Below are 25,745 nucleotides of genomic sequence, written 5' to 3' on the forward strand. Positions count from 1 at the left end.
CGCAGAGACGCAGCAACCACCATCGGCGCCGGTCTCGATAATGGTCATTGGACCAATTGTAAGCGAGGATCGTGATCCGCAAAAACAACGTGCCGTGCGTCGTTATCGCCGTGCGCTGGTTTTCGAGCTTGTGGAGTTGAAGGCTTTCGACTCGGTGCTAACAACGGCACCGACGCCGCTCCCCGCAGGCGCAGTGATGTTTACCGGCGCTTTCACCGATGTCCGCGACGGCTCCGAAGCACTACGCTTTCTCATCGGCTCAGGCCTTGGTGAACCTTATGCCGAAGGGCAGTTTCAGATTGACGACGCGTCCGGAACGGAGCTTGCGGCGTTCTCCGAAGAAGTTCGTGGCTTCGGCGGAACGGGATCGTCGGCGCAATGGAACCCGATCTACGTCGACGACGTCATCGACAATTTCGCCCGGTTGACGGCAACGGCGATCGTCCGTTGGACGCGGGGAAAGGACCTCGAGCCGTCGATGTGGAGCTATATCTGGTAAATTCAGCTCGGCCACCGACGACATAGCGATATCAAGTTTTCCATTTTATTTTATAGCCTTCCATTGCGTGCTCGCCAATGCCTCGCATCCTTCAATCGCATCCTCACTATCGTTTTGCTTATGCACAATCGATATCTCGTTTAAGCCATGTCATCATTGTTGAAGAATTATTTTTGGCAGAGTATGGTTGATTAAGACTTGAACGGGTACTTGGGAGGTCCCGATGAAGAAGGTTGCTGTTTGCGTTCTAGCCTTCGGATTGATTTCGTCCGGTGAAGCCCTGGCGCAGGGAAAAGGGAGTCCAAACAACGTCGGCTGCGGCCTTGGCTCGCAGGTTTGGGAGGGCTCCAAGGGCGTCTTTCCGCAAGTATTCGCGGCGACGACCAATGGTACCTTCGGCACCCAAACGTTTGGGATTTCGTCCGAGACCTCGGGATGCGCACGCAACGGCGTGGTCAGGCAACCGGACAAGATGGCGATGTTCATCGCGCCGAACATGAACCGCTTGGTGCAAGATATGTCGCGCGGAGATGGCGAGACGCTGGCCTCGCTGGCGGACGTCATTGGTATCGACGCCACCGATCGGCCGGTTTTTTTTGCCGCAACCCAATCCAATTTCACTCGTATCATGCCCAATGAGAGCGTGACGGCGGACGAAATGGCCGCCTCGATCCAATCGGTTATGCGAGGGGACAAGGTGCTTAAGCGTTACGTCATGTCCTGATCACGTTTCCCGCGGCGGGCGCGGCCAGTGGTTTCGGCCGTGTCCGTGTGCGTGGCGTGCTGCGCAAGCAGCGATCGCCACGTTTACAGACCGTTCACTCTACGTACCCGCCGGGGCGCCTTGGCCGTGGCGGCGGCTACTGTGCGCGCATGTCTGATCGCCTTGGCGGCGGTGCTCGCAACGTTGACGACGGCGCGGGCCGTTCGCAGCGATGATTACCTCGCCGAACTCATTGGTCGAGCCCGCTCCGAGCGGTTGGCATCCGATCCGCAGTGGCTCGCCCTCGGCTTTTATGTCCCCGACCTGTTCGGCAGTGGTGTTGACAGCCTGATCGATAATCCCGGTTTTTTTCTCGCTAAAGGTGGCAGGTCGGATCCGGCCTCCGAGCTGGAAGCCAGCCTTGCCGCGTTCGCGGAGCCCGCCCACACCGGCGATATCGACTCTCACCCGCAATGCTCCAAACCAGCGCGTTACCGATGGTTGCGCACGCGTCTTGGATTCGATTCTGCACGCCTGCCGGAGCAGCCGTGCCCCAAGCTTGCGGCATGGTTGGCGCGCATCGATCCCGGCGAGGTTTCTTTGATCTTTCCCGCCGCCTACCTCAACAACCCGTCGTCGATGTTCGGACACACGCTCATTCGCTTCGATCCACCGCCCGAACGACGCAAAGGAGCCTTGACCGGGCATACGGCACACTTCGCCGCTGACCATCACGGCGAGACCGGTGCTCTGTTCGCACTTAAGGGACTCGCAGGTGGCTACCAAGGATATTTCGCAACGTTGCCATATTACGAGAAAGTGACACAGTACAGCGATATTGAGAACCGTGACATTTGGGAATATATGCTCAATATTTCCTCTGATGGGCAGCGAATGATGCTTTATAGCCTGTGGGAGGTCAATCTGCAGCCGATCAGCTACTATTTTTTCTCGACGAATTGTTCTTTTGTTCTGTTATCCTTGCTGAATGTCGCCCGTCCTGACCTGCGAGTGATCGAGCGCTTTCCCGTCTATGCGATACCGGTTGATACGGTGCGGGCCGTCGTCGAAGGCACAGGGTTGCTGCGTCAAGCGACGTTCCGACCGGCACAGCGAACCGATATTGCCCACCGGTGGAGCCAGCTTGATACCACCGAGCGGCGCATCACGGCGGCGCTGATCGACGGCTCGTCGGTGCCGGATGACGCGGCTCTGCAGGCACTTACTCCCCAGCGCCGCGCGCGGGTGATTGAGGTCGCCCAAGCCTACCTTCAGTACCAAATCGAGACCGGCGCAACCGAGCGCCCGGAGATGGCGCCGCGGGCTATGGCGCTTCTGCGTGCCCGGTCCGCGATCCAGGGAATTCCGCCGGAAGAGCAAGCCCCGACGCCACCGGTACGCCCCGACGAAGGGCACCATTCAGCCCGCCTAGCTGCTGGCGGCGGTGCAACCGGAAACCAGCCTTTTGCCGAAGTCGCCCTTCGCCCCGCTTACCACGACCTGCTCGATCCGGCCGGCGGCTACGTGGTGGGAGCGGCAATCGATTTTCTCGACATCCACCTACGCTGGTACGAGAGTCCGGTGCCGATGCTCGAAAGCGCCACGTTAATCGGCATCGAATCGATCACGCCCCGCGACACGCTCTTCCAGGCGCTCTCCTGGCGCGTTCGCTTCGGTGTGGACCGTTGGCGAGACCATGCCGCGCGCGCCGGCGATCTCGTCGGGGCGGCCGGGGGTGGTGCTGGTCCCAGTTGGTCGCTGTCGGATACCGCGCGCGTCTATGCCTTCGCCGATACCGCACTGCTTGCCGACGGGTACTGGCCGCATGGGAGGATCTTCTCCATCGGGCCGGCGATGGGGCTTTTGTGGTCGCCTGCACCCGGGTGGACGGTACGCCCCGAGGCGCGCGGAATGCTCGTCGTCGAAGGTGGCGCCGCGGAGGCGTTCGAAGCATCATTGGAGCAAGGTTTTGCACTCGCACGCGATACCGCGCTACGCATCGCCGTTTCGGCACGTAACGACGGCGATGCCACCTATCCGGAAATCTCGACGATGCTCGATTGGTATTTTTGAGCATGTTGGTGCGCCGCCTGCGTGCACTACCGCTGTCGGCGCCGCTGCTCGTTGCCGCTTGTACCGGCGTGTTCTTTCAGCCGATGCGTACGCAGGTGCTTACCCCGGCTGACATCGGTCTGACCTATCGCGATCTGTGGTTCGATGCGGACGACGGCATGCGCCTGCATGGTTGGCTGCTTACCACGTCGGGGCCGAGTCGCGGTTTACTGCTATTCTTGCATGGTAACGCCGAGAACATCTCGACACACATCGCCAGCGTTGCTTGGCTGCCGGCTGCGGGCTTCGCTGTCCTGTTGTTTGACTACCGTGGCTATGGCCTGTCAGCCGGCACCCCCGATCTAGACGGCCTGCACCGCGACGCCGAAGCGGCGCTGGAGGCGGCCTTCGATCAACCGGAGGCATCGCCGTCCGGCGTCGCCGTATTCGGCCAGAGCCTGGGCGGGGCATTGGCGATCACAGCGCTTGCCCGCTCGCCCCAGCGCCACCGCGTACGGGCGCTCATCGTCGAGGGAGCCTTTGCCGGTTATCGGAGTATCGCCCGTGAGGTACTTGCCCGCTCGTGGCTGACATGGCCGTTGCAATGGCCGCTGTCTCTGACCATAGATAATCGCTATCGGCCGCGCGAGGCGATCGGAGAAATAGCCCCGACGCCGGTCCTAATCATTGAGGGCGCGGACGATCCAATCATCGCGCCTGCGAACGGCGAGGCCCTTTTCGCCGCGGCGGGCGAACCGAAGGCACTGTGGCTGGCTTCAGGAGGGCATATCGCCGCCTTTCGTGCATCGGCGATGCAGCACCGGCTGCTTACCTATCTGATGCGATGTGCGTTCGCGGCGGAGCCGGATGCGGCGGCGTGCCGTGGGCTGGACGCCGCCGGTCCTGCACCTCACGCATAGAGTCGAAAATCGATATCGGGGAAGATCGTATCCATCGCTTCGAGCGCGGCGAGTTGATTGGGGTCAACGCTCCCGCTCTCGATGGTATCAGCAAGAACGTGGAAGCGAGCGATATGATCGCGGATGCGACCGTACGCGTAGTCGACGTTGGTGCCGGTTTTCATGATGAACGCCCAGTCAGACGACTGTGCCAGCAGCAACGATCGTGCTGCCTGATTGAGGGTGCGTTCTTCGATCGAGCCGCGAGCTGCGCTGTCGCGCTTGGCGCGGGCGATCGCCTGCATGCGGCCGGCAGCGTCGTGCAGATGACGATAGATCCAGTCGTTGCCTGGATTGAGCCAGAATGAGCTATAGCCTTGATCTCCCCAGCTTGACGCCGATGGCGTCGCGACCTGGGTGCCCGGATGGCGGTTGAGGTAGTCGGACGGCGTTGCCAAAGCCACGGACTTTTGATCGTAGGCCAACTTGCGGATGAAAAAGTTCAGCCATTGCGGCCCCTCGAACCACCAATGGCCAAACAATTCGGCGTCAAACAGCGCGGTGATTATCGGTGGGCGCACCATGTGCGGCGCGCAACGATCGATCATCTGGATTTGGCGGGCAAGAAAGTCTGAGGCGTGCACGTCAGCGCGTTCGCGCGCTGCGGCCGGTTGGTAAACTTCCTTGTGATCACTGCGGCCGGTGATCCGATGGTACTTGAAACCGGTGAAGACGCGTGTGCTGCCGTCGAGGATGAAAGGGCGGATGTATTCGAAATCGAGGTCGAAACCAATATCGCGGTAGAAGTCGCGATAGAAGGGATCGCCTGGATACCCTTCGTCGGAGCTCCATACCAGCCGGGACGAGGCCGGATCGCGACCAAAGGCGTAAACGGCATTGCCGCAGTCGAGCGGTGCCAGATAGCCGTAGTGAGGGCGGGTGACCGCGTTCATGATGGCGTGCGTCTCGACGAAGAAAAATCGGCCGCCGACCGCGGCGACATGCTCTTCCAATCCCGGATAATAGCCGCACTCGGGAAGCCAGAATCCGGGCACGTCGTGGCCAAACGCAGATCGGTATGCATCGGCGGCAACCTGGAGCTGCGTGCGTACGGCGCACGGCTGGGTTTTGAGGATTGGCAGAAACCCGTGCGTGGCCCCTGCCGTCGCGATTTCCAGCACGCCCGCGTCCTGCAGGCGGCGAAACGCGGCGATCAGGTCGCATTTGCAGTGCTCGACGTAATATTGTCGGGTCTCGTATAGCAGGCCTCGATACATTCGGGCGACGTCGAGGACGCGGGGATCTCCATGATTGCGCAGGATCTCACGATCACCCAGCTGTTCCATCTTTCCGAGGTGCGCGAGGAAGCGGTCTTGGAGAAACGGATCACGCAGCATGGCAATGAGGGGAGGGGAGATCGACAGGGTAATCCGAAAGGGCACGCCATCGTCGACGAGTGTGTCGAATACGCGCAACAGCGGTACGTATGTATCGATGATCGCCTCGAACAGCCACGTCTCTTCGAGGAAACTGTCGTACTCGGGATGGCGAACGAACGGCAGGTGGGCATGTAAAACCAGGCAGAAATAACCGCGCGCCAACGTAAGGGACCTCCTATTCGGCCGGACGATCCGCATCGTCAACGAGCAGCGACGATAATAACAGCGCTCCGTTTGGCAGCGGCCGCGAAATCGAAAACGTTCCGTCCGGACGAAGCGGAACGTCGCGTCCGGACAGCTGTAGCCGCGTTCCTGGTCGAACCCGGCCGAAGATGTGCACCTCGGCGTTGATCTCGAACGCCACCGTCTCGCGCCCAAGCGCGAAGCTCGACAAGGTGAGCACGTTTTCCAACGGCAGAGCCGCCGGAGCGTCTGTTTGCGGAAAATCTACGGCCGGCGCCACCTCGGGTGTGTTCGCCCCCGGATCGAATGCAGCAGGCCCCTCGGGCGCGGCCGCTTGCGGCGGCGTCGACTCCGGATGGGGAGAAGTGGGCTCGGCGATGAGCTCGGCGGGTAGGAATCCGCCGATCAGCGGCGATGGATCGTATTCTCCGGACTCCATCGGCGGCAGGGGAAACGGATGGCGGACCGGATCCGGCAACGCGTCAGCCATATCAAGTCCGGGCCGGGGCATTGCTACGATGCCTAACGCTTCGCCTGCGGGAGTCGATGGTTCGGATGGGTGGGACGGCGACGTCGGTCCCATTGGCGCACTGGTAGCCTTACCCGCGGCTTCGTCGTCTTGAGGCTCGCTCGGGGGCAGGGGAATGGGGTGGCGAACTGGCTCGTCGGACAGCGGGCCTGGTGGGGCCACCGCTGTTGGCGGCTCCACCTTATGTTGCGGCGTTGCCGCGGCGGGCGTCGCCGTGTCCTGTGCCGGACCGAGTGCCGGTAATCGTACCGTATCGGAGGCGATCAGCGTTAAGAGCTGACCGTCGGGCTGGCGCAGGCCCAGGGCGCTCCGGTATTCGCGTGCTGTCTCCCAGACGTCGACGTAGCAACGGCCGTGCAGGCCGACAACCTCGACATCAAAAGACGAACCAAGCTCAAGGGTATCCGCAACTGTGGAGACGCGCAGCACCATCGGCGCGTGGCTCCCAGTCGCGCCAAGCGTGTGCCGCGCGGCCTCGACAGCTTCGGCGGGGAGCGACCAGAACGCATGAATGTGATGCGGATCCACGTCGATCAGCACGAGTTCGGGATCGCTCGACCAACGCGGGAACGCACTGCGGACGTCTTCGGCAACCTGTCTCAATGCCTCCGGTGCCCTTGGACCGCCGGTTTTTTCTTGCGCTATCGCAGTTGGTTGAGACCTGGGGTTGAGCTTCGCAAGTGCTTCGAGATATTGATTCGCGTCCGCATTCAACGTTTTTTTCCTCTGTCGAGTGTCGACTTTCGGACTTCTCGGCGACAGCAGGCCCTCCCGCGAGCACGATGCCGGTATTCCAGCAAATACACCGGAACGGATACCGCGAGCAATGTCTGGTGCAGAACGGTCGGGCGCTCTGCCTACGCAAGGCGGGTTCCACCTGAATGCTCGTGCGTGGCTTTCGTTTGGCGATCGCGGCAGAATTCTGTGCATCTTCGGAAGAAAACCCGGCGCGGCATATTTTGTTCCTTGCGGGACGCCGAGAGAGTCTGGACAGGTAGGGCGGGGTTGGCGATGGGAAGGTCGTTATGACGGATCAACATTTCTCCTTGCATGCGGGAGTGGAACCGGGGCTACGGTTCGCTTGCGTTCTTGATGGGCGTGGAAGTTGCACCGAAATCGACTGGCGCCATGCGAAGACATGGCAGCCGAGCCAGGGGTTCTTATGGATTCACCTCGAGCGCGATACACCCGAAGCAGAGCTGTGGCTGCGCGAGGAAAGTGGGCTGGAATCGCTGGTGATTGATGCCCTGCTCAACGATGAATCGCGCCCGACGATCAGATCGTTTGACGGAGACCTGCTGCTGGTTCTGCGCGGCGTTAACTTCGCGGAGAAGAACGAGGTTGAACTGGTCCCCATTCACATCTGGATTGACGAACGGCGAGCGATCACCCTGCGTGACAAGGACCACGCGCTGAGCGCGTTGCGTGACATCCGCGTCGCACTGCTTACCGGAAGGGGACCGCGCCGACCGGGCGGCCTCCTGGTGCAGATTTGCGAGAAAATCGTCCGCGATGTTGCGCCCGACGTCGAGACGATGGATGACGACGTCGAGCAACTCGAGGAAGAGGTCATCAGCGGCGCTTCGAGCGAATTGCGCCGCTCGCTTGCCGATATGCGTCGTCGTGCCGTTCACCTCCGTCGCTATCTCGGCCCGCAACGCGAGGCGCTCATCCGGCTGCAGACTGAGGACAGCGGGATTCTCGACAAGCATGACCGGCTGCGCCTGCGCTGTTGCATCGACAGCCTCATTCGTTTTCTCGAAGACCTCGACGCGCTCCGCGATCGCGCGACGATCCTGCACGAGGAACTGGCGGCGCAGATCTCTGAAAAAATCTCGCTCACGTCAAACCGCCTAACTGCACTCGCCGCCCTGCTGCTGCCGCCAAGCCTCGTCGCTGGCTTGCTCGGCATGAACGTCGGCGGAATACCAGGGCAACAAAGCCCGCTCGCCTTCTGGGAGTTGACGGCATTGATGATCGTCCTGCTCACGGCGCAGGCCTTCATTCTGCGCCGGATCGGATGGCTGTAAACGCGCAGCCCAGATATCAGCGAACGATTTTATGTTAGATATACCTCAAAGGGGAGGGATCGTCCCTCCGTAGGTATCGGTCACGATGATGTGCGGTGGATGTGCGCCGTCGTCGCGATCCGCTCGACGGAGCAATGCTGTGATCGATGCGATAGCTGTGTGCCGTAAATATGTATCCGCCCATCCATCGCTGCTTTCTTCTCTGCTGTTCGGCCATTTGCATAAGGCATTTGGTCGCAACGGTCGGGGGTGCGTTCCAGAAGAGTTATCCGAAGCGTTTATCCGCACCGAGGTGACCAGTACCGGCCAATTTTCCGCTGACTGGTTTTCTCCCAACATCGCACATCTCTATCCGGCGCTTCGTGGCATGTGCCGCCCGTTTGAGCGATACCTCGAAATCGGCGTTTACGAGGGCTTGTCGACTGTCTGGTTCGGCGCATACCTGCGGAAGTTCGGCCGTTGCCCGAACCTCGTCTGCATTGATCCGTTCTTCGGCCACGAAACCGTAGGCGAGGAACGGGGAGTGCACATCGAAGCGAACTTCGATCATAACGTCGCTCAGTTTTTGGGCGACCTTACGGTGCGCAAGATCAAGGACGTATCACAGCGCGTGCTGCCGGAGATGATCGAGTCGGGAGAGCGCTTCGATGTGATCTACGTGGATGGCTCTCATCACACGCTTGACGTGATGACCGATGCGGTGATGGCCTGGCGGCTGCTGGAAGAAAATGGGCTGCTGATCTTTGACGACTATTTCTGGCAACCACCCGACGTCTATGACCGGCCGCTCCCGGCGGTGAACTGCTTCCTCGATCTTATCGCCGGGCAATTCCGCGTCGTTGACTGCTACCATCAGGTCATCGTTGAAAAACGCGTCCCCGTCTGAGTACGAGAGGGGCTCTCCGAACCGGCGTATTTGGCACACGATCGATGCAGGTTCGGCACGGGTTGCGTCAGCGTCTGTCGCGCGCTAAGCCTTAAGGACAAGCTGCTGATACAACAAGAACGGGGTTGGGAGGAAATTCCGCACCATGTCCGAAATCTATCATGCTTTGGTGCTTAATCTGCACCAGCCGCCGAGCAATCTTGACGATCTGATCGAACAGAACGACTGGGAAGTTAAGGAGATCCTGTTCGCGCTCGACAGGATGCCGCGGTCGTTGTGGGCTTACGAAGATCTTGCTCGTGTCCACTTGTCGATGTCGGGTTCGCTTCTCGAAACGCTTTCGCACCCCGAATTCCAGCGCAGGGTTTACGATACGGTAGACTGCGGCACGCTGCTCTGGTCTTTGCAGAACACCAAAATTTTCGAGATCTTGGGCACCGGTTATTACCATCCCGTACTGGCGTTGATCCCGCAAGCCGACTGGGATGAGCAGATTGCGCGCTGGCAAGGGCTTGCCCGCCACATCTTCTGGCGCCCGAATTTTTCCGGGTTCTGGCCCCCGGAGATGGGCTTCGATATGAAGCTGATTCCTCACCTGAAGAAGGCCGGCTACCGCTATGTGATGGTCGATTCCGAGTATGTCGATCCCATCGATTCGATGAGCTGGCAGGAGGTACGCTACCGGCCGCATATCGCGGAATACGAGGGGGCGGAGATCGTTATCGTCGTCCGCGATCGTGATCTCTCCAACGCTCAGCTCTCCGGCATGGAATATGGCTGGTTCATTAACGAACTCGTGGCCCGCACACGCTGGTGTGATTTCCCACCACTGGTGACCACCGCGTCCGACGGCGATAACGGTGGTTGGTTCCGCAACGTCAATCCGCTCGCCAATTTCTGGCATTATTTTTACCAGACGGCACTAAACGAGATTCGCGCCGGCAACTCACCGATGCGCCCGACCCACATCGATACCTATCTCGATCGCTTTGGCGCGCACGGCCGGGTTACCGTGCGTCGGGGTGCCTGGAACACTGACACGCACCATGGCTGGGACTTTCACCAGTGGCAAGGCAGCCAGGTACAGCGGGACGCGCTGGCTCGCGTTCATTCGGTTTCGCAAGCGTATCATCACCTCGCGGCACGTGCGCATGATAGACGCCACGGCGAACTTTCACGTGTTCTCGACGAGGCGCATTGGCGGCTGTTGCGCGCCGAGACGAGTTGCAACATTTACTGGGGCGAGGCCTGGGTGTGGAAAACGCACAAGGATCTTGACATCGTTGACTGGCACCTCGGCGAAGCGCGAGCCGTGCTTGGGCCCGAACCCGAGCCCGTACCGACGGCTATTCCAGACGCGGATGCTGATACGCTCGCGCCGGCAACCGAAGCACCTATGGCGGAGGCTGGCCTGAATGACGCGCAAGCAATGGCAACACTCGATGATTCGAGCCTAGTGACAGACCTGTCAGGAGCGGCGAAATTGGCGGCGGCTGGGTGAGCGTTCAGGTCATCGGCAGCGCTAATGTGCGCTGCGCTGCCGCATCGGTTGGGTAAAAATCAGGATATCTGGCGAAGATCGCAGGCTCAGAAGTCATCATCGAAGCTGAAGTCGTCTTCCAGAGAGCTGTCGTCTTCTGGAGGATTGTCGTGGGCCGGTGGTTCATCCGCAGCGGCGGGCTCGGCAAACATGTGTGCTACGGCATTACCGAGCAGGACGCCACCCGCGACGCCGAGAGCGGTTTGCATGGCGCCGGCGAGAAACCCGCCACCGCCTCGCGGCACATGCGGGTTCATGGCGTCCGAAACGCGCGGATCGATACCTCGCGGTGCGGCGGGCGAGGGGGAGGCCTTGCTCGTTCCACCACCGAATAAGGCGCCCAGGAATCCGCCGCCACTCGAGCGCTCGCTCAGCTGTGTTTCCAATGTTTGAATGCGCGCCTGGGAGGCCGCCAGCGCCTGTTCCTGAACGAGGATGGCCTGCGCCATGTAGTAGGGTGCCGCAGGCTGGCGGTCGAGATGCTCGCGAATGCGCGACTCCGCATCGATGTCGCGCGGGGCTGACTGGTCCTCCGCCTTACGTACCTTGGCAAAAAGCTCGTCGATTACCTGCTTTTCGGACGTGTCCATGGAGCCACATGCCTCCGAGATGTTTCCATTGCTTTCTGATATAGCGCCGACCGAACACGGCGCAAATATAAGCCCGGTCGATGGCAGCCTGGATGACGCCAGTGATCGGGTCTTGCGAATCGCGCACCCCTCGACGTCACGACCAAGCCGTCATGGCCAGAGTGTTAGGCCAGGTCAAATAGCAGAATCTCAGCAGGGCCGTCGTCAGCCACGATCCCGATGTCGCGGGAATGCTCAAACGCGGCGCCGTCGCCAGCGATTAGCGCGGCGCCATTGACGCGGATGGTTCCGCGTGCAACCTGCAGCCAGGCCCGCCGCTCAGGGGCCAGAGAATGCGCGACGGATCCGCCCGCAGCGAGTGAGGCGACGTAAAGATCCGCGTCCTGGTGCACTGTGACCGATCCTTGCCGACCGTCTCGCGAAGCGATCAGGTGCAATCGCCCAATGCGATCCTCAAGGGCAAAGGCTCGCTGTTCATAACCCGGGGCGAGGCTCGCCACTTCGGGGATGATCCAGATCTGCAGCAGGTGGACCGGTTCCGCGTCCGAGGCATTGAACTCGCTGTGCCGGATACCGGTTCCCGCGGTCATTCTTTGCAGGTCTCCCTGACGGATAAGCGAACCGTTGCCAAGGCTGTCGCGGTGGGCAAGGGTACCGTCAAGCACCCAGGTGAGAATCTCCATATCGCGATGGCCGTGGGTGGCGAAGCCTCCACCGGGCGCGATCTCGTCCTCGTTGATGACACGCAGAGCGCCGAAGCTCATATGCGCCGAATCGTGATATTCGCCGAACGAAAAGCTGTGGTGGCTGTCGAGCCACGAAAGCTGCGTTGCGCCACGTTCGACACTGTGCCGGATTTCCATCGTCCAGTTCCTCCACGCTATGGCCGGACAGCGGCACGATCGCCGGTCCGATCAGCAAAAGGTGGGGTGGCAGGATAGCGGAAGTAGTCGGCGGCATGGAACGCCGCCGTTGCATAAACCGCTCTCATTCCTGGACGGGACGAACAGCCAGAACGATCGCTACTTGCAGCGGGTCGCGTCGTAGATCTTGAGGTAATGATCCCCAGATTGTCCCCACGAGTAGTCCGACGCCATGGCGTTGGTAATCAGCCGGCGAAACTCCTTGGGATAGTCGTACCACAAGCCGATGGCCCGGCTCAGTGCCGATTCAACCCCGCGAAAGTCAGCGTCATGGAAGACGTAGCCATTGCGCATTTCGGGCGGCCGATCCGAGTGATCACGATCGAACACCGTATCGACGAGCCCGCCAACGGCACGTACGACCGGAATGGAGCCGTAGCGCATGGCGATCAACTGGGCGAGGCCACACGGCTCGAACAGGCTGGGGACAACGATGATGTCGGCGCCAGCGTAGATCAAGTGGGCGAGCTGCTCGTTGAAGCCAATTTCCATGTGGCAGTCGGCATTCTCGTTGAGGTAGTGCTTCATATGCCAGAAATGGTTGTTGATTCCGCGATCGCCGCCAGCCCCGAGCAAAACAAACTGCGCGCCGCGCTCAAGCGCATAAAACAGCGCATGTTGGATGAGGTGGACGCCCTTTTGCGCGTCAAGGCGCCCGACGTATGCGACGATCGGCTTATATTCCTTGCGCAACCACAACCGATCACGCAGAGCATCCTTGTTGCCGTACTTTTCCTCGACATTCCACACAGTGTAGTGCGAGGGGATGAAACGATCGATCTCCGGGTTCCATACGTCGTAGTCGACGCCATTGAGAACGCCACCGAACTTGAAGTGATGAATGGCTAGGGTCTGCCCAAGCCCGTACCCCTGATCGGTGAAACGCGCCTCCCACGAGTGATGGGGAGAAACGGTATTGACAAAATTCGAGTAAACGATACCAGCTTTCATTAAATTGATCGCCGTATGATTGAAATTATCAAGCATACGGTCGTAATGAAAATAATATTCCGGACGCCCAAGGCCTGTAGCCCAAAGTACGGCCTCGCCAGTGATGCCCTGGTGTTTGAAATTATGAATCGTATAAACGACGCGCTGACGATCCATCCCGAGGCGCGCATAGATTTCATACAGCAAAACAGGAATCAGACCAGTCTGCCAGTCGTGGCAATGAATGATGTCCGGTCGCTTGTTTCCCTTAAGCATGAACTCCATTGCCGCCTTACAGAAGAAAGCAAAGCGGAGTGGATCGTCATGAAAACCATAAAAAGATCCACGCAGGAAGAAGTTGTCCGAGCTATGTGGCTCGATGAAGTAGCACTTCCGACCGTGGACGAATCCAAACCAAATTGAACAAGAAACGCCGCTCCCGTACCAGGGCACCCACAGATTTTCCCAAATCTTGTGCAATCCCCAGATCTCATCATACCACATACAATCGTACTTCGGCAGGATGATCTCGACCGCGTTGCCGCGGACCTCGAGTTCTCGGCTGAGCCCAAAAACGACGTCGGCAAGACCTCCGACTTTGGCCACCGGGGCCAGCTCCGCCGATACCATCATAATGTACATGGCAGACCGTCTGTTGGCGTTGTTGCATGGTCCACGTCGGACCGAACTTTACGCTCTTCTAGCAGAGCTTCCGACCGACGCGCACGGCTTGTGCTGTCGTCCCCGAAACCGCCCGTCGATCGCATCGGCGAACGCTCGAAGCCCAGTATGATTGTGCACTGCACCAAAAGTCCACTGCGAAGATTGGCTGCAGACGCGATGGCGAGCAAGACCGCCGGCGACTGATGCGCGTCACCGGCGGTCCATTCAAAGACCCGGGAACAGAGCGACGCCGCTTTAGGCGAACACCTGCTCCCGAGCGACTCTCTTCATCAGCAGTGGGCACGAACCACCTAGGATGGCCGGGCCTTCGCCGCCGCTGGCACAACGTCCACTGCCTTGACGTTCCAAATTTCCTTGGCGTACTCGGCAATTGTGCGATCGGAGCTGAATTTTCCGGAGCGGGCAATGTTGTAGATTGCCTTTTTGCTCCATTGCTCCTGGTCGCGATAGAGCGCCTCGACCTGACCTTGCGCTTCGATAAAGCTCCGCAAGTCGGCGAGATTCATATAGAAGTCACCATGTTCCAGGAGGTTGGCGATGATCGGACGGAAGATTCCTGGTTCGGTCAGGCTGAAAAAGTCATTGCCGATCAGATCGACAGCCCGGCGAATTTCCTCGTCTGAATCGTAGAAGCTCCGCGGGTCGTAGCTTCCGCGCTGCTGATCCACCTGCTCCGTCGTTAGACCAAAGATGAAGATGTTGTCATCACCGACCTCTTCTTTGATCTCGACGTTTGCGCCATCGAGCGTACCGATAGTCAGGGCTCCGTTGATCTGGAACTTCATGTTGCCGGTGCCCGAGGCTTCCATGCCGGCGGTCGAGATCTGAACACTGAGATCAGCGGCCGGCATGATCTTTTCGGCCAATGACACACGATAGTCGGGTAGGAAGACCACCTTGATCCTATCGGCCACATCCGGGTCATGGTTGATCACGCCGCCGATCTGATGGATCAGCTTGATGATCAACTTGGCCATGTAGTAACCCGGCGCCGCCTTTCCGCCGAAAATGAATGTAACCGGGACCATGTCGGTGACGCGCTTCGACTTGAGGCGGTCGTAGAGGACGATGGTATAAAGGCACAGCAGCAACTGGCGCTTGTACTCGTGGATTCGCTTGACCTGCGCCTGGAACATCGAGTTGGGATCGACGACGAGGCCGAGTTCGCGCTTGATATAATCGGCGAGGGCGACCTTGTTGGCGTGCTTGATCTCGCGGATACGCTTGGTGAACGCAGCGTCGCCGACGAATTTCTCAAGCGCACGAAGCTGATCGAGATCATTGATCCAGCCATCGCCAATTTTCTCGCGGATGAGTGAGGACAGGCGGGGGTTTGCCTTCAACAGCCATCGCCGTGGCGTGACGCCGTTCGTCTTGTTGTTAAAGCGTTCGGGGTAGAACTCGGCGAAATCACGCATCAGGCCGTCTTTGAGCAGACGCGAATGCAGTTCAGCAACTCCGTTTGTCGAGCAGCTACCAACGACCGCGAGGTTGGCCATGCGTACCGACTTCTCCGGGTCTTCCTGAACAAGGCTCATCCGCCGCAGGCGGTCGAAATCGCCAGGATAGCGTGTCGCTACCTTACGCAAAAAGCGGCTGTTGATTTCGTAGATGATCTGCAGATGCCGAGGAAGCAGCCGTTCAAACATGCTGACCGGCCAGCGTTCCAGTGCCTCGGGTAGCAAGGTGTGGTTGGTGTAGCCGGTGGAGTTGACGGTGATTTCCCACGCCTTCTCCCACTCGATATCCTCTTTATCGAGGAATACCCGCATCAGTTCGGGAACGACCAAGGCGGGGTGGGTGTCGTTCATCTGTACGAACACCTTGTCCGGGAACGCCATCCAGTCGTCGTTATCGACTTTGAAGCGCCGGACGATGTCCTGAATCGAGCAGGATACGAAAAAGTACTGCTGACGCAGACGCAATTCGCGGCCAGCATAGACGGCGTCGCTCGGGTAGAGCACCTTTGTGAGGTTTTCCGCCATCAGCTTGTCTTCGACGGCCTCGACATACGAGCCGCGGCTGAAATCGCCGAAGTGGAATTCATCGGTGGCACGGGCCGCCCACAGCCGAAGATTGTTAACGTTGAACGTGCCGTAGCCAACGATCGGCGTATCGTAGGCAACGCCAATGATCGGCCGCGTGCCGATCCAATCCCAGTGGGTGACGCCGTTTACCCGGCGTGGCTCGGCGCGCCCTTCGAAATTGACGATGTAGGACAGCTCCGGGTGGACAACCTCCCAGGGGTTACCATAGCGGAGCCAGTTGTCCGGATCTTCAAGCTGATAGCCATTCTCGATGTGCTGCTTGAAAATCCCGTAGTCATAGCGAATGCCATAACCCAGCGCCGGAAGCTGCAGCGTCGCCATCGAGTCAAGGAAACAGGCGGCGAGCCGGCCGAGACCGCCGTTGCCGAGCGCGGCATCGCTCTCCACGTCGCGCAAGACGTCCCAATCGAGCCCGAGCTGGCGCATTGCCTCGCGGCACGTATCCTCCAGCAACAGATTGATGACGTTGTTGCCCATCGCTCGGCCAATGAGGAATTCGAGCGATAGGTAGCAGATGCGCTTAACGTTCTGAATGTGATACGCCTGCTGCGTCTGGATCCACCGGCCAACGAGCCGGTCGCGGACCGCCAGCGCCAGCGCCTGATAACGATCCTGGTTCGTCGCTGTATACTGGTCCTTCGCCAGGGTATAACCCAGGTGATAATTGAAGCTGCGGATCAGGCTCTCTACGTCCATGCCCGCGTTGTCGTCGACCGCTTTGAGCCCAACGCCCACGCTGCGGGCTGGCTGTGCGCTTCCCTCGAGTTTCATGCCAATGCTCTCCCCTTTGGACGTACGAGTGCGGGCGGCGTTCGACGCCGGCATCGTCCCGACGGTTGCCGAGTTCGTTGGATTTCGCAAGAAGAGCGTATACCGCGCTGTCGTCGACAGGTCTACGAAACACGACACGCGCGCTGCGCTTTTGCCGAGACACCCACAAAACGCGCTAAGCTAAGTGCGCGAGAGATTGGCCGTAATTGCTCCCGCGACGATCAGCAGCGTACCGGCGACTCGGTTGCCGAGCCGGACCCGGCCAGGCTTGGCAAGCGCGCGGCGCAGCCGGCCGGAAACACGCACGTAGACCGCCAGGATCACGATCGCGAGACTGACATAAATTGCGGCGAGGGTGATCACTTGCGGCAACGCTGCCGTCGCGGGGTTTATGAACTGCGGCATGAACGCGGTGAAGAACAGCAGTCCTTTTGGGTTCAGCGCGGTCACTGCGTAGGCCTTGCCGATCATCTGCGCGACCGGTAACCGCGGAGTCGCGGCGAGTGGGTTGGGTGCCATCGCCGGACGTCGCCACAAGCCGATTCCCAACCATAGGAGATAAGCAACACCCGCCCATTTCAGGATCGCGAACAGTGTAGCGGACGTTGCAAGCACCACACCCATGCCGGCGAAGGACAGACTGATCGCCGTGATATCGCCTAGGGCGACTCCGGCGATAGCGAGGAGGGCGGGACGCTCACCAGAGGAGAGCGCGAAGCCGGCGATGAGCATTACAGTCGGTCCGGGCAGCGCGATGACACTCGCCGCGACGAGCACGAACGCGATGCACAAATCGAGGCTCACTGGTGATCCGTCGCATCACCGCCACGCTGCCCGGATGGGCCTTCGCTACAGCGGATGGAGTGGATCGGCGGTGGCCGCCAGCGGAGAGGCAAGGGCGATCCCGGCGTGCGCGTTGTTCGATGCCCCCGGCGACCTCAGCCTACCGCTTTGGCCGCAGCACCAGCCGCGAAGCCATTGGGATGAGCCTTACGCCACGACCAGGCGGTGCGAACGATCTCATCAAGGTCGACAAAGCGCGGCTCCCAGCCAAGTTCGCGGCGAATGCGGTCGGGGGCGGCTACGAGCGTCGGCGGATCGCCGGCGCGGCGTGGTCCGATCTTCTGTGGAAGTGGGTGACCGGTGACCCGTCGGACAGACTCGATTACTTCGCGCACCGAATAGCCGTGGCCGATTCCAACATTATATTGGCAGCTCCCGGCGTCGACGGCGTCAAGGACCCGAATGTGAGCATCGGACAGATCGCAAACGTGGATATAGTCGCGTACGCACGTGCCGTCCGGCGTCGCGTAATCGTCACCGAAGATCTCCACGTAAGGGCGTTGGCCGAGCACCGCCTCGAAGGTGATGGGGATCAGGTGGGTCTCCGGTGCATGATCTTCGCCGATTGGTACGTCGGGATGCGAGCCTGCGGCATTGAAATAGCGCAGCGACGCGGAGTGCAAGCCGTGGATCTCGTCCGCCCAGCGAAGGATCCGTTCGATCATCAATTTCGATTCGCCGTAGGAATTCGCCGGGTTCTTCTCGACGTCTTCATCGATCGGAACGCGCGATGGCAGGCCGAAGATGGCACAGGTCGAGGACAGAACGAACCGGCGGACGTCGTTGTCGACGGCGGCGCGAATCAGGTTGATGGCGTTTACCACGTTGTCGCCGACGTAACGGAACGGCTTTTTCATCGATTCGCCAACCAGCGAGTTGGCGGCAAAGTGCAAGATGCCGTCGAAGCGGTACTGCGCGAACAGCGCGCGCAGCGCATCGGCATCGGCGAGATCACCTTCGATCAGGGTCGCATCGGCGTGGACCGCCTCCTGGTGTCCCTGCTGCAGATTGTCGAAGACGATCACGCGATGGCCGCGATCCAGCAAGTCGACGACGACGTGGCTGCCGATATACCCGGCGCCGCCGGTGACGAGATAGGTGCGGGACATGATGCTCGTTCTCTCCCTACTGCTGCGATGAAGGCGGATTGCCCTGGGATGGACGTTGCACAGTGTCAGACTGTTGCCGGGATCTCAGTGACGGCGCGCATGCCGCGGATCGAGCGCGCGGCGCTGGCGGGGATATCGGGCGTGGCGACGTTGCCAGCGTCGGGCCTGAAAACGTACCGATATGCCCGGCTGGGGTCATCAATCTTCCCTTTCGGTTATTCGTCGTCGCTATCTTCACGTGCGGGCGAGGCGCGGTTAACGTTAGACCGAGGTACACTCTCGTTCTCGTCAGGCATGGCGAGATCGAGCGGCGTGCCGGTTGCATGGGCGTAGAGCATCAGGTCGTTGAGAAGCTCTGCCTCGACTTCGGCCGTTCGCTTATTGCGGCGAATCGTTACCAGCTTGGTCAGAGCCCGAACATTGAAGCCATCGCTCTTGATCTCCGCTTTGAGCTGCTTCAAGTCTTCTTTCATTGTATCCATTTCGTCGAGTAGCCGCTCCATCCGTTCAGAATAGGCGGTGAGCTTCTCACCGGCGGCGCTGCCGTGGCCAATCGTCACGCGGATCTCCTGGGTCGTTGGGCTCGATGATACAGGGCAAAGAACACGCACAACCTGCCACCGCAGCCTCTGCGCGCTACCGTCTGGCAGCCTGCACGCGACGGGGATAGCACGCCATCGGCGGCGTGCGACAGGCCTTTCTCGCGGTTGCGGTAACGTGTTGCCGATCGTCTTTCAACGTGGCGCTAAGGGCACCCATTCGGCGAACATAGCCGCCTGGCCCACCGTCGAGCCGGCCGCGGTGATCAGGGTCCAGACGGTTGCCGTGCTAATGCGGAAGCGTTTGCCGGTGCGCGAAACGCGCACACCGGCATAATCGTCGATGAAGCCGTTCACGGTCACCTGATCGAGCAGTCGGGTGCGCTCTGGCCGGGCGAGCGGTTCGGCCGACAGCCGCGATGGCATGTGCACGAGTTCCCGCCAGTTCAGCTCGAACAGAGTGAGTGCGGCACGATTTCCGTAGGTGAATACCGGATCGGCCTGTGTGTCGTGCGACAGCACAACGAACGGCGCTTCGAACAGCCAGCGCCCTGCGTCGGCGTCGTTACCAGCGATCAACTCGATGCCCGTCCAGCGCCGCAAGGTTTGGCGGAGCAACTGTACGTGCCCGGCGTGAAAGCCATTGGCCGGACTTGGCGCTTCGAACATGTCGGTCATCGCACGGTCGTCCGCGTACTCCCACGGTGTTCGCCACTAAGGTGCCGGTCGCTCAATCCGGCAGCTTGCTCCGCGGCAGGTGTTCAATCCGAGTAGGCGATAAGCCGGACACCAGCCGATCAGCGCGGTTGCGAGTGGGATGACCCCAAGCCAGCCCCATGGAGTCTGTGGGCCGATGAACACGAGAGCAATCAGGGCGAGCCCCGCGATGATGCGCAGTGCCCGGTCGAGCGATCCAACGTTCTTTCCCATGATGCTTGCTCCCTTAACGTCGCACCAGCAGTGATTGCCAGCGCCCGCAGGTATGCAAGCACGATTGCCCGGGCGCGTCGGTGACTTGCTCACAACTCATAATTCGCGGCTTTGGGCAAAGGTGCGCAATGCCTCGGGCGCGGTGACGATGATGCTGCCGCGCCCGAGGCGGACCCACCCGTATCGTTCGAATTCCTTGAGCAAGCGACTGACCACCTCGCGCGACGAGCCGAGTTCGGCCGCCAGGCTCCGATGCGTAACGACGATCTGATCATCATGCTGGGCGCGATCCGCGAGCAGTTGAGCAAGGCGGACGTTCAGGCGGCGAAAAATTGTCTCCTCGATCAGCGTGAGCAAGCGCGCGATCCGCCGCCCGAAGGTAGCGAAAACGTCATCGCGGAAAGCCTCGGAACGAGCCAACAGATCGAAAAAATCGGCGGAAGGCAGGGCAATGCCGGTCACGGCGGTGTCGCAAACTGCGTCCGCCGGGTAGGTCTCGCGCGACAGCAGGCACGCGGTCGTCAGAATGCAGGCCTCGCCCGCCCCAATGCGATAGAGCACGATCTCACGGCCATTCTCGCCGATCATCTGAACGCGCACGCTGCCGTCGAGAATACGGATGTAGGCCTCGCACGGCGCACCAATGCGGAACGGTCGGTCGCCGGCCGCGAAGTGAACCGGGCGAAGCACGGATTCGATGCGACGCCGTTCAACATCGGACAGCGCGGTCAGCCAGGGAAACGCGTGATATCCGTCGTTTCGCATCGTTATCCGGGCATATCGGCCTTCGCAGCGAGACTGCCACGTCTCCTGCGAAGGCGCCACTGTCGCGGTTGTTGATGGCGAGGGCACCGCGTCTGGCTCACTGCCGCATGCTGCCCTGGGAAATGGCGCGCCTGCGCCGGAGCGAGCGCAGCTTCAAGGCGAGGATGCTCGCCGATAGCACCAGACTCGCCGTGTTGAAGACGATAATCGGCAGACTTTCGATCAGTACGCCGTAGGTGATCCACAGCGAGAAGGCGCTGACGGTTACAAGATACATATTTTTTGAGATTGCCTGGGTATCGTGTTCCGTCCACGACTTGATCACCTGCGGCACGAAACTGCTGGTCGAACACAGCCCCGCCAGCGTGCCCACTGCCACGTCTGCGGAAATCTCCATGGTGCCCTCCTGCTCCATCGTGTCGGGCGGATGATCTGAATACGACCAACGCACGAAGGTCACCGATCGTTTCCGCGCTCCTCATCGGCAGAAGGCGTAAGGGCCGAAGTCGAGGTGAAAATGGCCATGATGTGCCGCATTGTAGTCCGGACCGAGGACACCCCGAAAGATGCGGCATGCGCCATCGTGAACCTTGCGCAGAAACGCGGCTTTTGCCGGATCAGGGCTATCCCAGTCGTTGAGGACCGAGATGCTTCGTCCGGTTGCCAGCCGGAAGCCGGTAACATCGATGGCATTTGCTGTCGCGTGCTCGCTCGCTCGCCCGGTCTTGCCGCCATAAACCCGGCGGCAGGCATACGTGCCGATATGGTCGATCTGGCGGACTCGCGTTTTTAGATACCGGACCGCTGCAGGTTGAACGATCGCGCGCTGCCAGAGGGTCAACGCGGCCGCAAGAGGGCAGGTGACCTTTACCGGCGCGGAAAAGCGAACCTCGGGCCAGCGAACTCGCACCGCGTCATGCCAGTCGCAAAATGCTCCCTCGCTGTGCTCGGCGAGCGGCACGACTCGTACTGAGGCGCGGGCGAGGGCCGCGTAGCACGCAGCAGAATTGGATCGTAATCGTGCCAACTTGAAGGCCGTCGCGCGGCCGACCACGCCGTCGAGGTCAATCAAACCAAACGGCGAATCCTGTGGTAGCAGCCGATCGACAACGATGATCGCGGCGATGCCCAATAGGACGATTCCAGTGATGAATAGGATGAAACGCATGTCAGCTACGCGGTCATGGGGAACCTAAGCGCATCGAACGCATGTTAAGCTTTTGTCTGTCGGCGGTTGTCGGCGTTCGGAAATCCGTTCGCGGAGCAATGCTTCCGCCACGGATTACCGGGCACGCGTACCCCGGACAAAGGATGACGTTCGATGACCAAATATGGATTTGTTGCGTCGGGCGGCGGGTACCGTAGTTTTTACACCGCTGGCGCGTTGGTCTGGCTGAGACGGCGGGGCGTGCCCATCACCCACATTACCTCGACCAGCTCTGGCAATAACATCGCTCTTGATTATCTGCTCTGGGACCATGATGGCGAAGAGCTGCCACCGGTCCTCGGCCGCACCATGCGGCTCGGCGTTACCGATATTTTCCAAATCTTCTCAAATTTTCTCGGCCTGCGGCCGTCGCTGATGCCGAGGGGCTCGCATCTTTTCACCGTCGATAAGGATCGTTGCCGAAAATCGTTGCAGCTCGACGATCCGCGTCGGCGCGCGATCCTCGCAGCCGCGCTCTCGGAGGTGAAATGGGACATCCTCGCCACCAACCTTCGCACGGGCGATGCTCGCTATTTCAAGGTGAACGACATCCTCGCAACGATGACGGATGACCGCCTGGGCACATTCATGGATGCGTTCCTCGCCGGCATTACAACCATCCCCTATTTCAAGGCGGTCAGTATCGACGGCGATTTACACATCGAAGGCGGATATCTCGACAACACGCCGCTGGCGACCCTGTTCCAGGATGCGGACGTTGACGAGATCATCGCCTGCGATTTCACCGATTACGATTTTCATGCCGAGTTGGAGAAACTTTACAAATCGAGCGTTTTCAGCCTGCCGCTCAACAGCATCGATACCCTTCTACTGGTCAGCGATCTACAGCTTACCTTGCCGAACAAGCGCATCTTCGCGCAGGCTGCACTGATCAATCGGATGCTGGAGGTCATGGGCAAGGACCGGATCGAGATTGACGGGCGGACGTGGTGGCGCAAGCCGATCCATGTGCTGCGACCGCAGAATCTCGAGGCAATGACCATCTCTTTGAAGGATGCGAGCGCGCAAAAGCGATACTTCGAGCGCGGCCAAATCGACGCGCGGACACTGTTCGCCGCTGCGGTACCGGCAGGGGCGTGAGCATGCTCCAGACCGTGCGTCGGACGGGCGTCGTCGCGTGTGTGCCATTATACGGTCGAGGGATGAAGCGAAGCAGAACCGCTTGCAGGAACCGCTGCAAGGGCTAGTATGCCCGGCGGCCTGGGCCTGGGCGGCGCAAGACCTGACGGTCGGGCAAACGCGGGTGCAGCAAGGACTTTAGGATCGCACATTTCGGCGCGGGAGGACCGACGGCCGTGGACCGGACCCGGCAACAGCTTGGTGGCGCCACGTTTTTCGGGACGCGCAACAACACACACAGAACAGGGCTAAGGAGAGAGTCACATGGCGCAACAATCTGATCCCGTCGTAATCGTTGGCGCGGCGCGCACGCCGATGGGCGGCATGCTGGGCGATTTCGCCGGGGTGCCGGCAACGCAGCTCGGCGGTGTCGCCATCAAGGCGGCGCTGGAGCGTTCGAAGGTCGATCCGGAAGACGTCGGCGAGGTGCTGATGGGCTGCTGCCTGATGGCCGGCCTGAAGCAGGCACCGGCGCGTCAGGCCGCGCACTTCGCTGGTGTGCCGTGGAGCGCTGGTGCCACGACGCTGACGAAGATGTGCGGCTCGGCGATGAAGACGACGATGATCGGTCATGACAACCTCCTTGCCGGCTCGCACGACGTTGTCATCACCGGCGGCATGGAGAGCATGACCAACGCGCCTTACCTGGTGCTGAAGGGCCGCACCGGTTACCGCCTCGGTCATGGCGACCAGCTTAAGGACCACATGTTTTACGACGGCCTCGAGGATGCGTACGAGGAAGGCCGCTCGATGGGCACTTTCGCCGAAGAATGCGCGCAGATGTATCAGTTCACCCGTGAGTCGCAGGACGCCTTCGCGGCAGAGTCGGTCACGCGCGCGCAAAACGCTTCGAACAACGGCATCTTTGATGCCGAGATCGCCCCGGTGACGATCAAGGACCGCAAGGGTGATAAGGTGATCGGCAAGGATCAGGCGCCGTTCCAGGTGAATATCGCCAAGATCCCGACGCTGAGGCCGGCGTTCCGCAAAGACGGCACGGTGACGGCGGCGACCTCGAGCTCGATCTCCGACGGTGCCGCGGCGCTGGTGCTGATGCGGCGTTCGACCGCGGAGAAGAAGGGCTTGACGCCGCTCGCGATCATCCAGTCGCATTCGACCCATGCGCAGGCTCCGAATCTGTTCACCACCGCGCCCGTCGGCGCGCTGCGTAAGGCGCTCGATAAGGCCGGATGGAAAAACACCGACGTCGATCTTTGGGAAGTCAATGAGGCGTTTGCCGTTGTGACCATGGCGGCAATGCGCGACATCGACATCCCGCACGACAAGGTCAACATCAATGGTGGCGCTTGCGCGCTGGGTCATCCCATCGGTGCTTCAGGAGCTCGTATCGTCGTTACCTTGATGCACGCGCTGAAGAAGCATGGCCTGAAGAAGGGCGTGGCGGGCCTGTGCATCGGTGGTGGCGAAGCCACGGCCATGGCTATCGAACTCGTCTAAACCTATCCACCGCAAAAGCGGGACAAGTTCGTCGCTCCTTGTCGAGCGGGGTGGCATGGCAAAATTTGCTAGGCCACCCCGCCGACAACGTGGCGCGCTTTTGGCAACCCGCGGCGGCGCGCATCCTAAAAATGCGTCGGCGGCCGTGGGCAACGAACAGGGGAAAAGAAAATGGATATCAAGGGTCTTTCTGCAATCGTCACCGGCGGTGGTTCGGGATTGGGCGAGACGACGGCGCGTGCGCTCGCGGCTGCCGGAGTCAAGGTGGCTCTGTTCGACGTGGTGGCGGATGCGGCAGAGCGCGTCGCCGCTGACATCGGCGGCGTCGCCTGCGTGTGCGATGTCACCGACGATGCGTCGACGCAAGCCGCCATCGCGAAAGCACGTGAGGCGAACGGCGTAGCGCGCATTGTCGTGCAGTGTGCCGGCATCGCGCCACCAGCGAAGATCGTCGGTCGCAAGGGGCCGCACGCCCTCGACCTCTACACCAAGGTGATCGCCGTCAACCTCGTTGGCATCTTCAACGTCATGCGTCTCGCCGCCGCCGACATCCTCGGGCTCGAGCCGCTGGCTAATGGGGAGCGCGGCGTCGTCATCAATACCGCCTCGATCGCCGCATTGGAAGGGCAGGTTGGCCAGGCGGCCTACGCATCCTCCAAGGCTGGCGTCGTTGGCTTGACACTACCGTCGGCCCGCGAGTTCGCGCCGTCTGGCTTGCGCGTCGTCTGCATTGCTCCTGGTATCTTCAAAACCCCGATGATGGCGGGACTGCCGGAGGAAACGCAAAAGTCTCTGGGTGCAGCGGTGCCGTTCCCCTCGCGCCTCGGCGATCCCGCAGAGTACGCGAAGCTGGTGCTGCACATCTGTGATAATCCGTACCTCAACGGCGAGGTGATCCGCGTCGACGGTGCCCTGCGCATGCAGGGCTGATGCCGGGTCCGTTTGCAAGCAAGCGATAGCGATCGCCCGCTCCCCGGACCCGGGGAGCGGGCGTTTTTATGGACTATTGAATCCCTGTCATGGACTGACCGGGACGGGCCGGCAGGCT

At 60.6% G+C, this 25,745-nt stretch carries 24 protein-coding genes; 10 read left to right on the plus strand and 14 right to left on the minus strand.

Going from position 1 to position 25,745, the window contains the following annotated elements; genetic code table 11:
- Positions 1–94: 94 nt before the first annotated feature.
- From IPK66_08500 to IPK66_08515, 4 genes are all read left to right on the plus strand, one after another.
- Positions 95–499 carry a DUF4410 domain-containing protein gene (locus IPK66_08500; GenBank protein MBK8175275.1) on the plus strand — a complete coding sequence of 135 codons (405 nt, stop codon included), beginning with the start codon at positions 95–97 and terminating at the stop codon, positions 497–499.
- 223 nt (positions 500–722) lie between these two features.
- On the plus strand, positions 723–1,223 hold the full coding sequence (locus IPK66_08505) for a DUF3015 domain-containing protein (protein MBK8175276.1): 501 nt from the start codon (positions 723–725) through the stop codon (positions 1,221–1,223).
- Between the two features lie 126 nt (positions 1,224–1,349).
- Positions 1,350–3,275: a DUF4105 domain-containing protein gene (locus tag IPK66_08510; GenBank protein MBK8175277.1), complete on the plus strand. Its 1,926-nt coding sequence runs from the start codon at positions 1,350–1,352 to the stop codon at positions 3,273–3,275.
- Positions 3,263–4,174, plus strand: coding sequence for an alpha/beta fold hydrolase (locus tag IPK66_08515; GenBank protein ID MBK8175278.1), 912 nt, complete (start codon positions 3,263–3,265; stop codon positions 4,172–4,174). Before IPK66_08510 ends, IPK66_08515 begins: the two co-directional genes overlap by 13 nt.
- Here the strand turns inward: IPK66_08515 and IPK66_08520 are convergent.
- On the minus strand, positions 4,165–5,790 hold the full coding sequence (locus IPK66_08520) for a DUF1957 domain-containing protein (GenBank protein ID MBK8175279.1): 1,626 nt from the start codon (positions 5,788–5,790) through the stop codon (positions 4,165–4,167). The genes IPK66_08515 and IPK66_08520 overlap by 10 nt on opposite strands.
- A complete protein-coding gene (locus IPK66_08525; GenBank protein MBK8175280.1) occupies positions 5,768–6,907 on the minus strand; it encodes a DUF4912 domain-containing protein in 1,140 nt (379 codons plus the stop codon). Before IPK66_08525 ends, IPK66_08520 begins: the two co-directional genes overlap by 23 nt.
- A 422-nt stretch (positions 6,908–7,329) precedes the next feature.
- Between IPK66_08525 and IPK66_08530 the strand changes: the two genes are divergently transcribed.
- The 3 genes from IPK66_08530 (at position 7,330) to IPK66_08540 (ending at position 10,721) form a co-directional block, all read left to right on the plus strand.
- Positions 7,330–8,334 (plus strand): zinc transporter ZntB, encoded by a 1,005-nt coding sequence (locus tag IPK66_08530; protein ID MBK8175281.1) that lies wholly within the window; start codon positions 7,330–7,332, stop codon positions 8,332–8,334.
- Positions 8,335–8,473: 139 nt separating this feature from the next.
- Positions 8,474–9,220, plus strand: a complete 747-nt coding sequence (locus tag IPK66_08535; protein MBK8175282.1) for a class I SAM-dependent methyltransferase — start codon at positions 8,474–8,476, stop codon at positions 9,218–9,220.
- 145 nt (positions 9,221–9,365) lie between these two features.
- Positions 9,366–10,721, plus strand: coding sequence for a glycoside hydrolase family 57 (locus tag IPK66_08540; protein ID MBK8175283.1), 1,356 nt, complete (start codon positions 9,366–9,368; stop codon positions 10,719–10,721).
- An 86-nt stretch (positions 10,722–10,807) separates the two neighbouring features.
- Here the strand turns inward: IPK66_08540 and IPK66_08545 are convergent, their stop codons facing one another.
- The 12 genes from IPK66_08545 to IPK66_08600 form a co-directional block, all read right to left on the minus strand.
- The gene (locus tag IPK66_08545; protein MBK8175284.1) at positions 10,808–11,350 is read right to left on the minus strand and encodes a DUF2076 domain-containing protein; all 543 of its coding nucleotides are present in this window, start codon (positions 11,348–11,350) and stop codon (positions 10,808–10,810) included.
- 164 nt (positions 11,351–11,514) lie between these two features.
- Positions 11,515–12,213 carry a pirin family protein gene (locus tag IPK66_08550; protein MBK8175285.1) on the minus strand — a complete coding sequence of 233 codons (699 nt, stop codon included), beginning with the start codon at positions 12,211–12,213 and terminating at the stop codon, positions 11,515–11,517.
- Positions 12,214–12,372: 159 nt separating this feature from the next.
- A complete protein-coding gene (locus IPK66_08555; protein MBK8175286.1) occupies positions 12,373–13,845 on the minus strand; it encodes a glycogen synthase in 1,473 nt (490 codons plus the stop codon).
- Between the two features lie 332 nt (positions 13,846–14,177).
- Positions 14,178–16,706 (minus strand): glycogen/starch/alpha-glucan phosphorylase, encoded by a 2,529-nt coding sequence (locus tag IPK66_08560; protein ID MBK8175287.1) that lies wholly within the window; start codon positions 16,704–16,706, stop codon positions 14,178–14,180.
- Positions 16,707–16,886: 180 nt separating this feature from the next.
- Positions 16,887–17,510, minus strand: coding sequence for a LysE family translocator (locus IPK66_08565; protein MBK8175288.1), 624 nt, complete (start codon positions 17,508–17,510; stop codon positions 16,887–16,889).
- Positions 17,511–17,644: 134 nt separating this feature from the next.
- Positions 17,645–18,658, minus strand: a complete 1,014-nt coding sequence (gene galE, locus IPK66_08570) for a UDP-glucose 4-epimerase GalE (GenBank protein MBK8175289.1) — start codon at positions 18,656–18,658, stop codon at positions 17,645–17,647.
- Positions 18,659–18,873: 215 nt separating this feature from the next.
- Entirely contained in the window at positions 18,874–19,218 is a 345-nt protein-coding gene (locus IPK66_08575; protein ID MBK8175290.1) for a DUF2312 domain-containing protein, read from the minus strand.
- A 174-nt stretch (positions 19,219–19,392) separates the two neighbouring features.
- On the minus strand, positions 19,393–19,866 hold the full coding sequence (locus IPK66_08580) for an MEKHLA domain-containing protein (protein ID MBK8175291.1): 474 nt from the start codon (positions 19,864–19,866) through the stop codon (positions 19,393–19,395).
- A 45-nt stretch (positions 19,867–19,911) separates the two neighbouring features.
- On the minus strand, positions 19,912–20,127 hold the full coding sequence (locus tag IPK66_08585) for a DUF2892 domain-containing protein (GenBank protein MBK8175292.1): 216 nt from the start codon (positions 20,125–20,127) through the stop codon (positions 19,912–19,914).
- A 96-nt stretch (positions 20,128–20,223) separates the two neighbouring features.
- Positions 20,224–20,892, minus strand: a complete 669-nt coding sequence (locus IPK66_08590; GenBank protein MBK8175293.1) for a Crp/Fnr family transcriptional regulator — start codon at positions 20,890–20,892, stop codon at positions 20,224–20,226.
- 97 nt (positions 20,893–20,989) lie between these two features.
- On the minus strand, positions 20,990–21,289 hold the full coding sequence (locus IPK66_08595) for a SemiSWEET transporter (protein ID MBK8175294.1): 300 nt from the start codon (positions 21,287–21,289) through the stop codon (positions 20,990–20,992).
- 81 nt (positions 21,290–21,370) lie between these two features.
- On the minus strand, positions 21,371–22,060 hold the full coding sequence (locus tag IPK66_08600) for an extensin family protein (GenBank protein MBK8175295.1): 690 nt from the start codon (positions 22,058–22,060) through the stop codon (positions 21,371–21,373).
- 153 nt (positions 22,061–22,213) lie between these two features.
- Here IPK66_08600 and IPK66_08605 point away from each other — a divergent pair, with 153 nt between their 5' ends.
- From IPK66_08605 to IPK66_08615, 3 genes are all read left to right on the plus strand, one after another.
- Complete coding sequence (locus IPK66_08605; GenBank protein MBK8175296.1) at positions 22,214–23,200, plus strand: patatin-like phospholipase family protein; 987 nt, start codon at positions 22,214–22,216, stop codon at positions 23,198–23,200.
- Between the two features lie 303 nt (positions 23,201–23,503).
- Positions 23,504–24,697, plus strand: coding sequence for an acetyl-CoA C-acyltransferase (locus IPK66_08610; protein ID MBK8175297.1), 1,194 nt, complete (start codon positions 23,504–23,506; stop codon positions 24,695–24,697).
- Positions 24,698–24,868: 171 nt separating this feature from the next.
- Complete coding sequence (locus IPK66_08615) at positions 24,869–25,627, plus strand: SDR family oxidoreductase (protein ID MBK8175298.1); 759 nt, start codon at positions 24,869–24,871, stop codon at positions 25,625–25,627.
- The last annotated feature ends 118 nt before the right edge of the window (positions 25,628–25,745 follow it).

The sequence above is a fragment of the Rhodospirillales bacterium genome (genome assembly GCA_016712595.1).
Lineage (GTDB): Bacteria > Pseudomonadota > Alphaproteobacteria > Rhodospirillales > Defluviicoccaceae > Defluviicoccus.

Bases quoted from the DNA above. Each gene is read 5' to 3' on its own strand.
- IPK66_08580 (MBK8175291.1), bottom strand. From the start codon at position 19,866: ATGTTCGAAGCGCCAAGTCCGGCCAATGGCTTTCACGCCGGGCACGTA.
- galE (MBK8175289.1), bottom strand. From the start codon at position 18,658: ATGTCCCGCACCTATCTCGTCACCGGCGGCGCCGGGTATATCGGCAGC.
- IPK66_08555 (MBK8175286.1), bottom strand. From the start codon at position 13,845: ATGTACATTATGATGGTATCGGCGGAGCTGGCCCCGGTGGCCAAAGTC.
- IPK66_08550 (MBK8175285.1), bottom strand. From the start codon at position 12,213: ATGGAAATCCGGCACAGTGTCGAACGTGGCGCAACGCAGCTTTCGTGG.
- IPK66_08610 (MBK8175297.1), top strand. From the start codon at position 23,504: ATGGCGCAACAATCTGATCCCGTCGTAATCGTTGGCGCGGCGCGCACG.
- IPK66_08545 (MBK8175284.1), bottom strand. From the start codon at position 11,350: ATGGACACGTCCGAAAAGCAGGTAATCGACGAGCTTTTTGCCAAGGTA.
- IPK66_08520 (MBK8175279.1), bottom strand. From the start codon at position 5,790: ATGCGGATCGTCCGGCCGAATAGGAGGTCCCTTACGTTGGCGCGCGGT.
- IPK66_08615 (MBK8175298.1), top strand. From the start codon at position 24,869: ATGGATATCAAGGGTCTTTCTGCAATCGTCACCGGCGGTGGTTCGGGA.
- IPK66_08605 (MBK8175296.1), top strand. From the start codon at position 22,214: ATGACCAAATATGGATTTGTTGCGTCGGGCGGCGGGTACCGTAGTTTT.
- IPK66_08595 (MBK8175294.1), bottom strand. From the start codon at position 21,289: ATGGAGATTTCCGCAGACGTGGCAGTGGGCACGCTGGCGGGGCTGTGT.
- IPK66_08505 (MBK8175276.1), top strand. From the start codon at position 723: ATGAAGAAGGTTGCTGTTTGCGTTCTAGCCTTCGGATTGATTTCGTCC.
- IPK66_08540 (MBK8175283.1), top strand. From the start codon at position 9,366: ATGTCCGAAATCTATCATGCTTTGGTGCTTAATCTGCACCAGCCGCCG.
- IPK66_08600 (MBK8175295.1), bottom strand. From the start codon at position 22,060: ATGCGTTTCATCCTATTCATCACTGGAATCGTCCTATTGGGCATCGCC.
- IPK66_08530 (MBK8175281.1), top strand. From the start codon at position 7,330: ATGACGGATCAACATTTCTCCTTGCATGCGGGAGTGGAACCGGGGCTA.
- IPK66_08590 (MBK8175293.1), bottom strand. From the start codon at position 20,892: ATGCGAAACGACGGATATCACGCGTTTCCCTGGCTGACCGCGCTGTCC.
- IPK66_08560 (MBK8175287.1), bottom strand. From the start codon at position 16,706: ATGAAACTCGAGGGAAGCGCACAGCCAGCCCGCAGCGTGGGCGTTGGG.
- IPK66_08585 (MBK8175292.1), bottom strand. From the start codon at position 20,127: ATGGGAAAGAACGTTGGATCGCTCGACCGGGCACTGCGCATCATCGCG.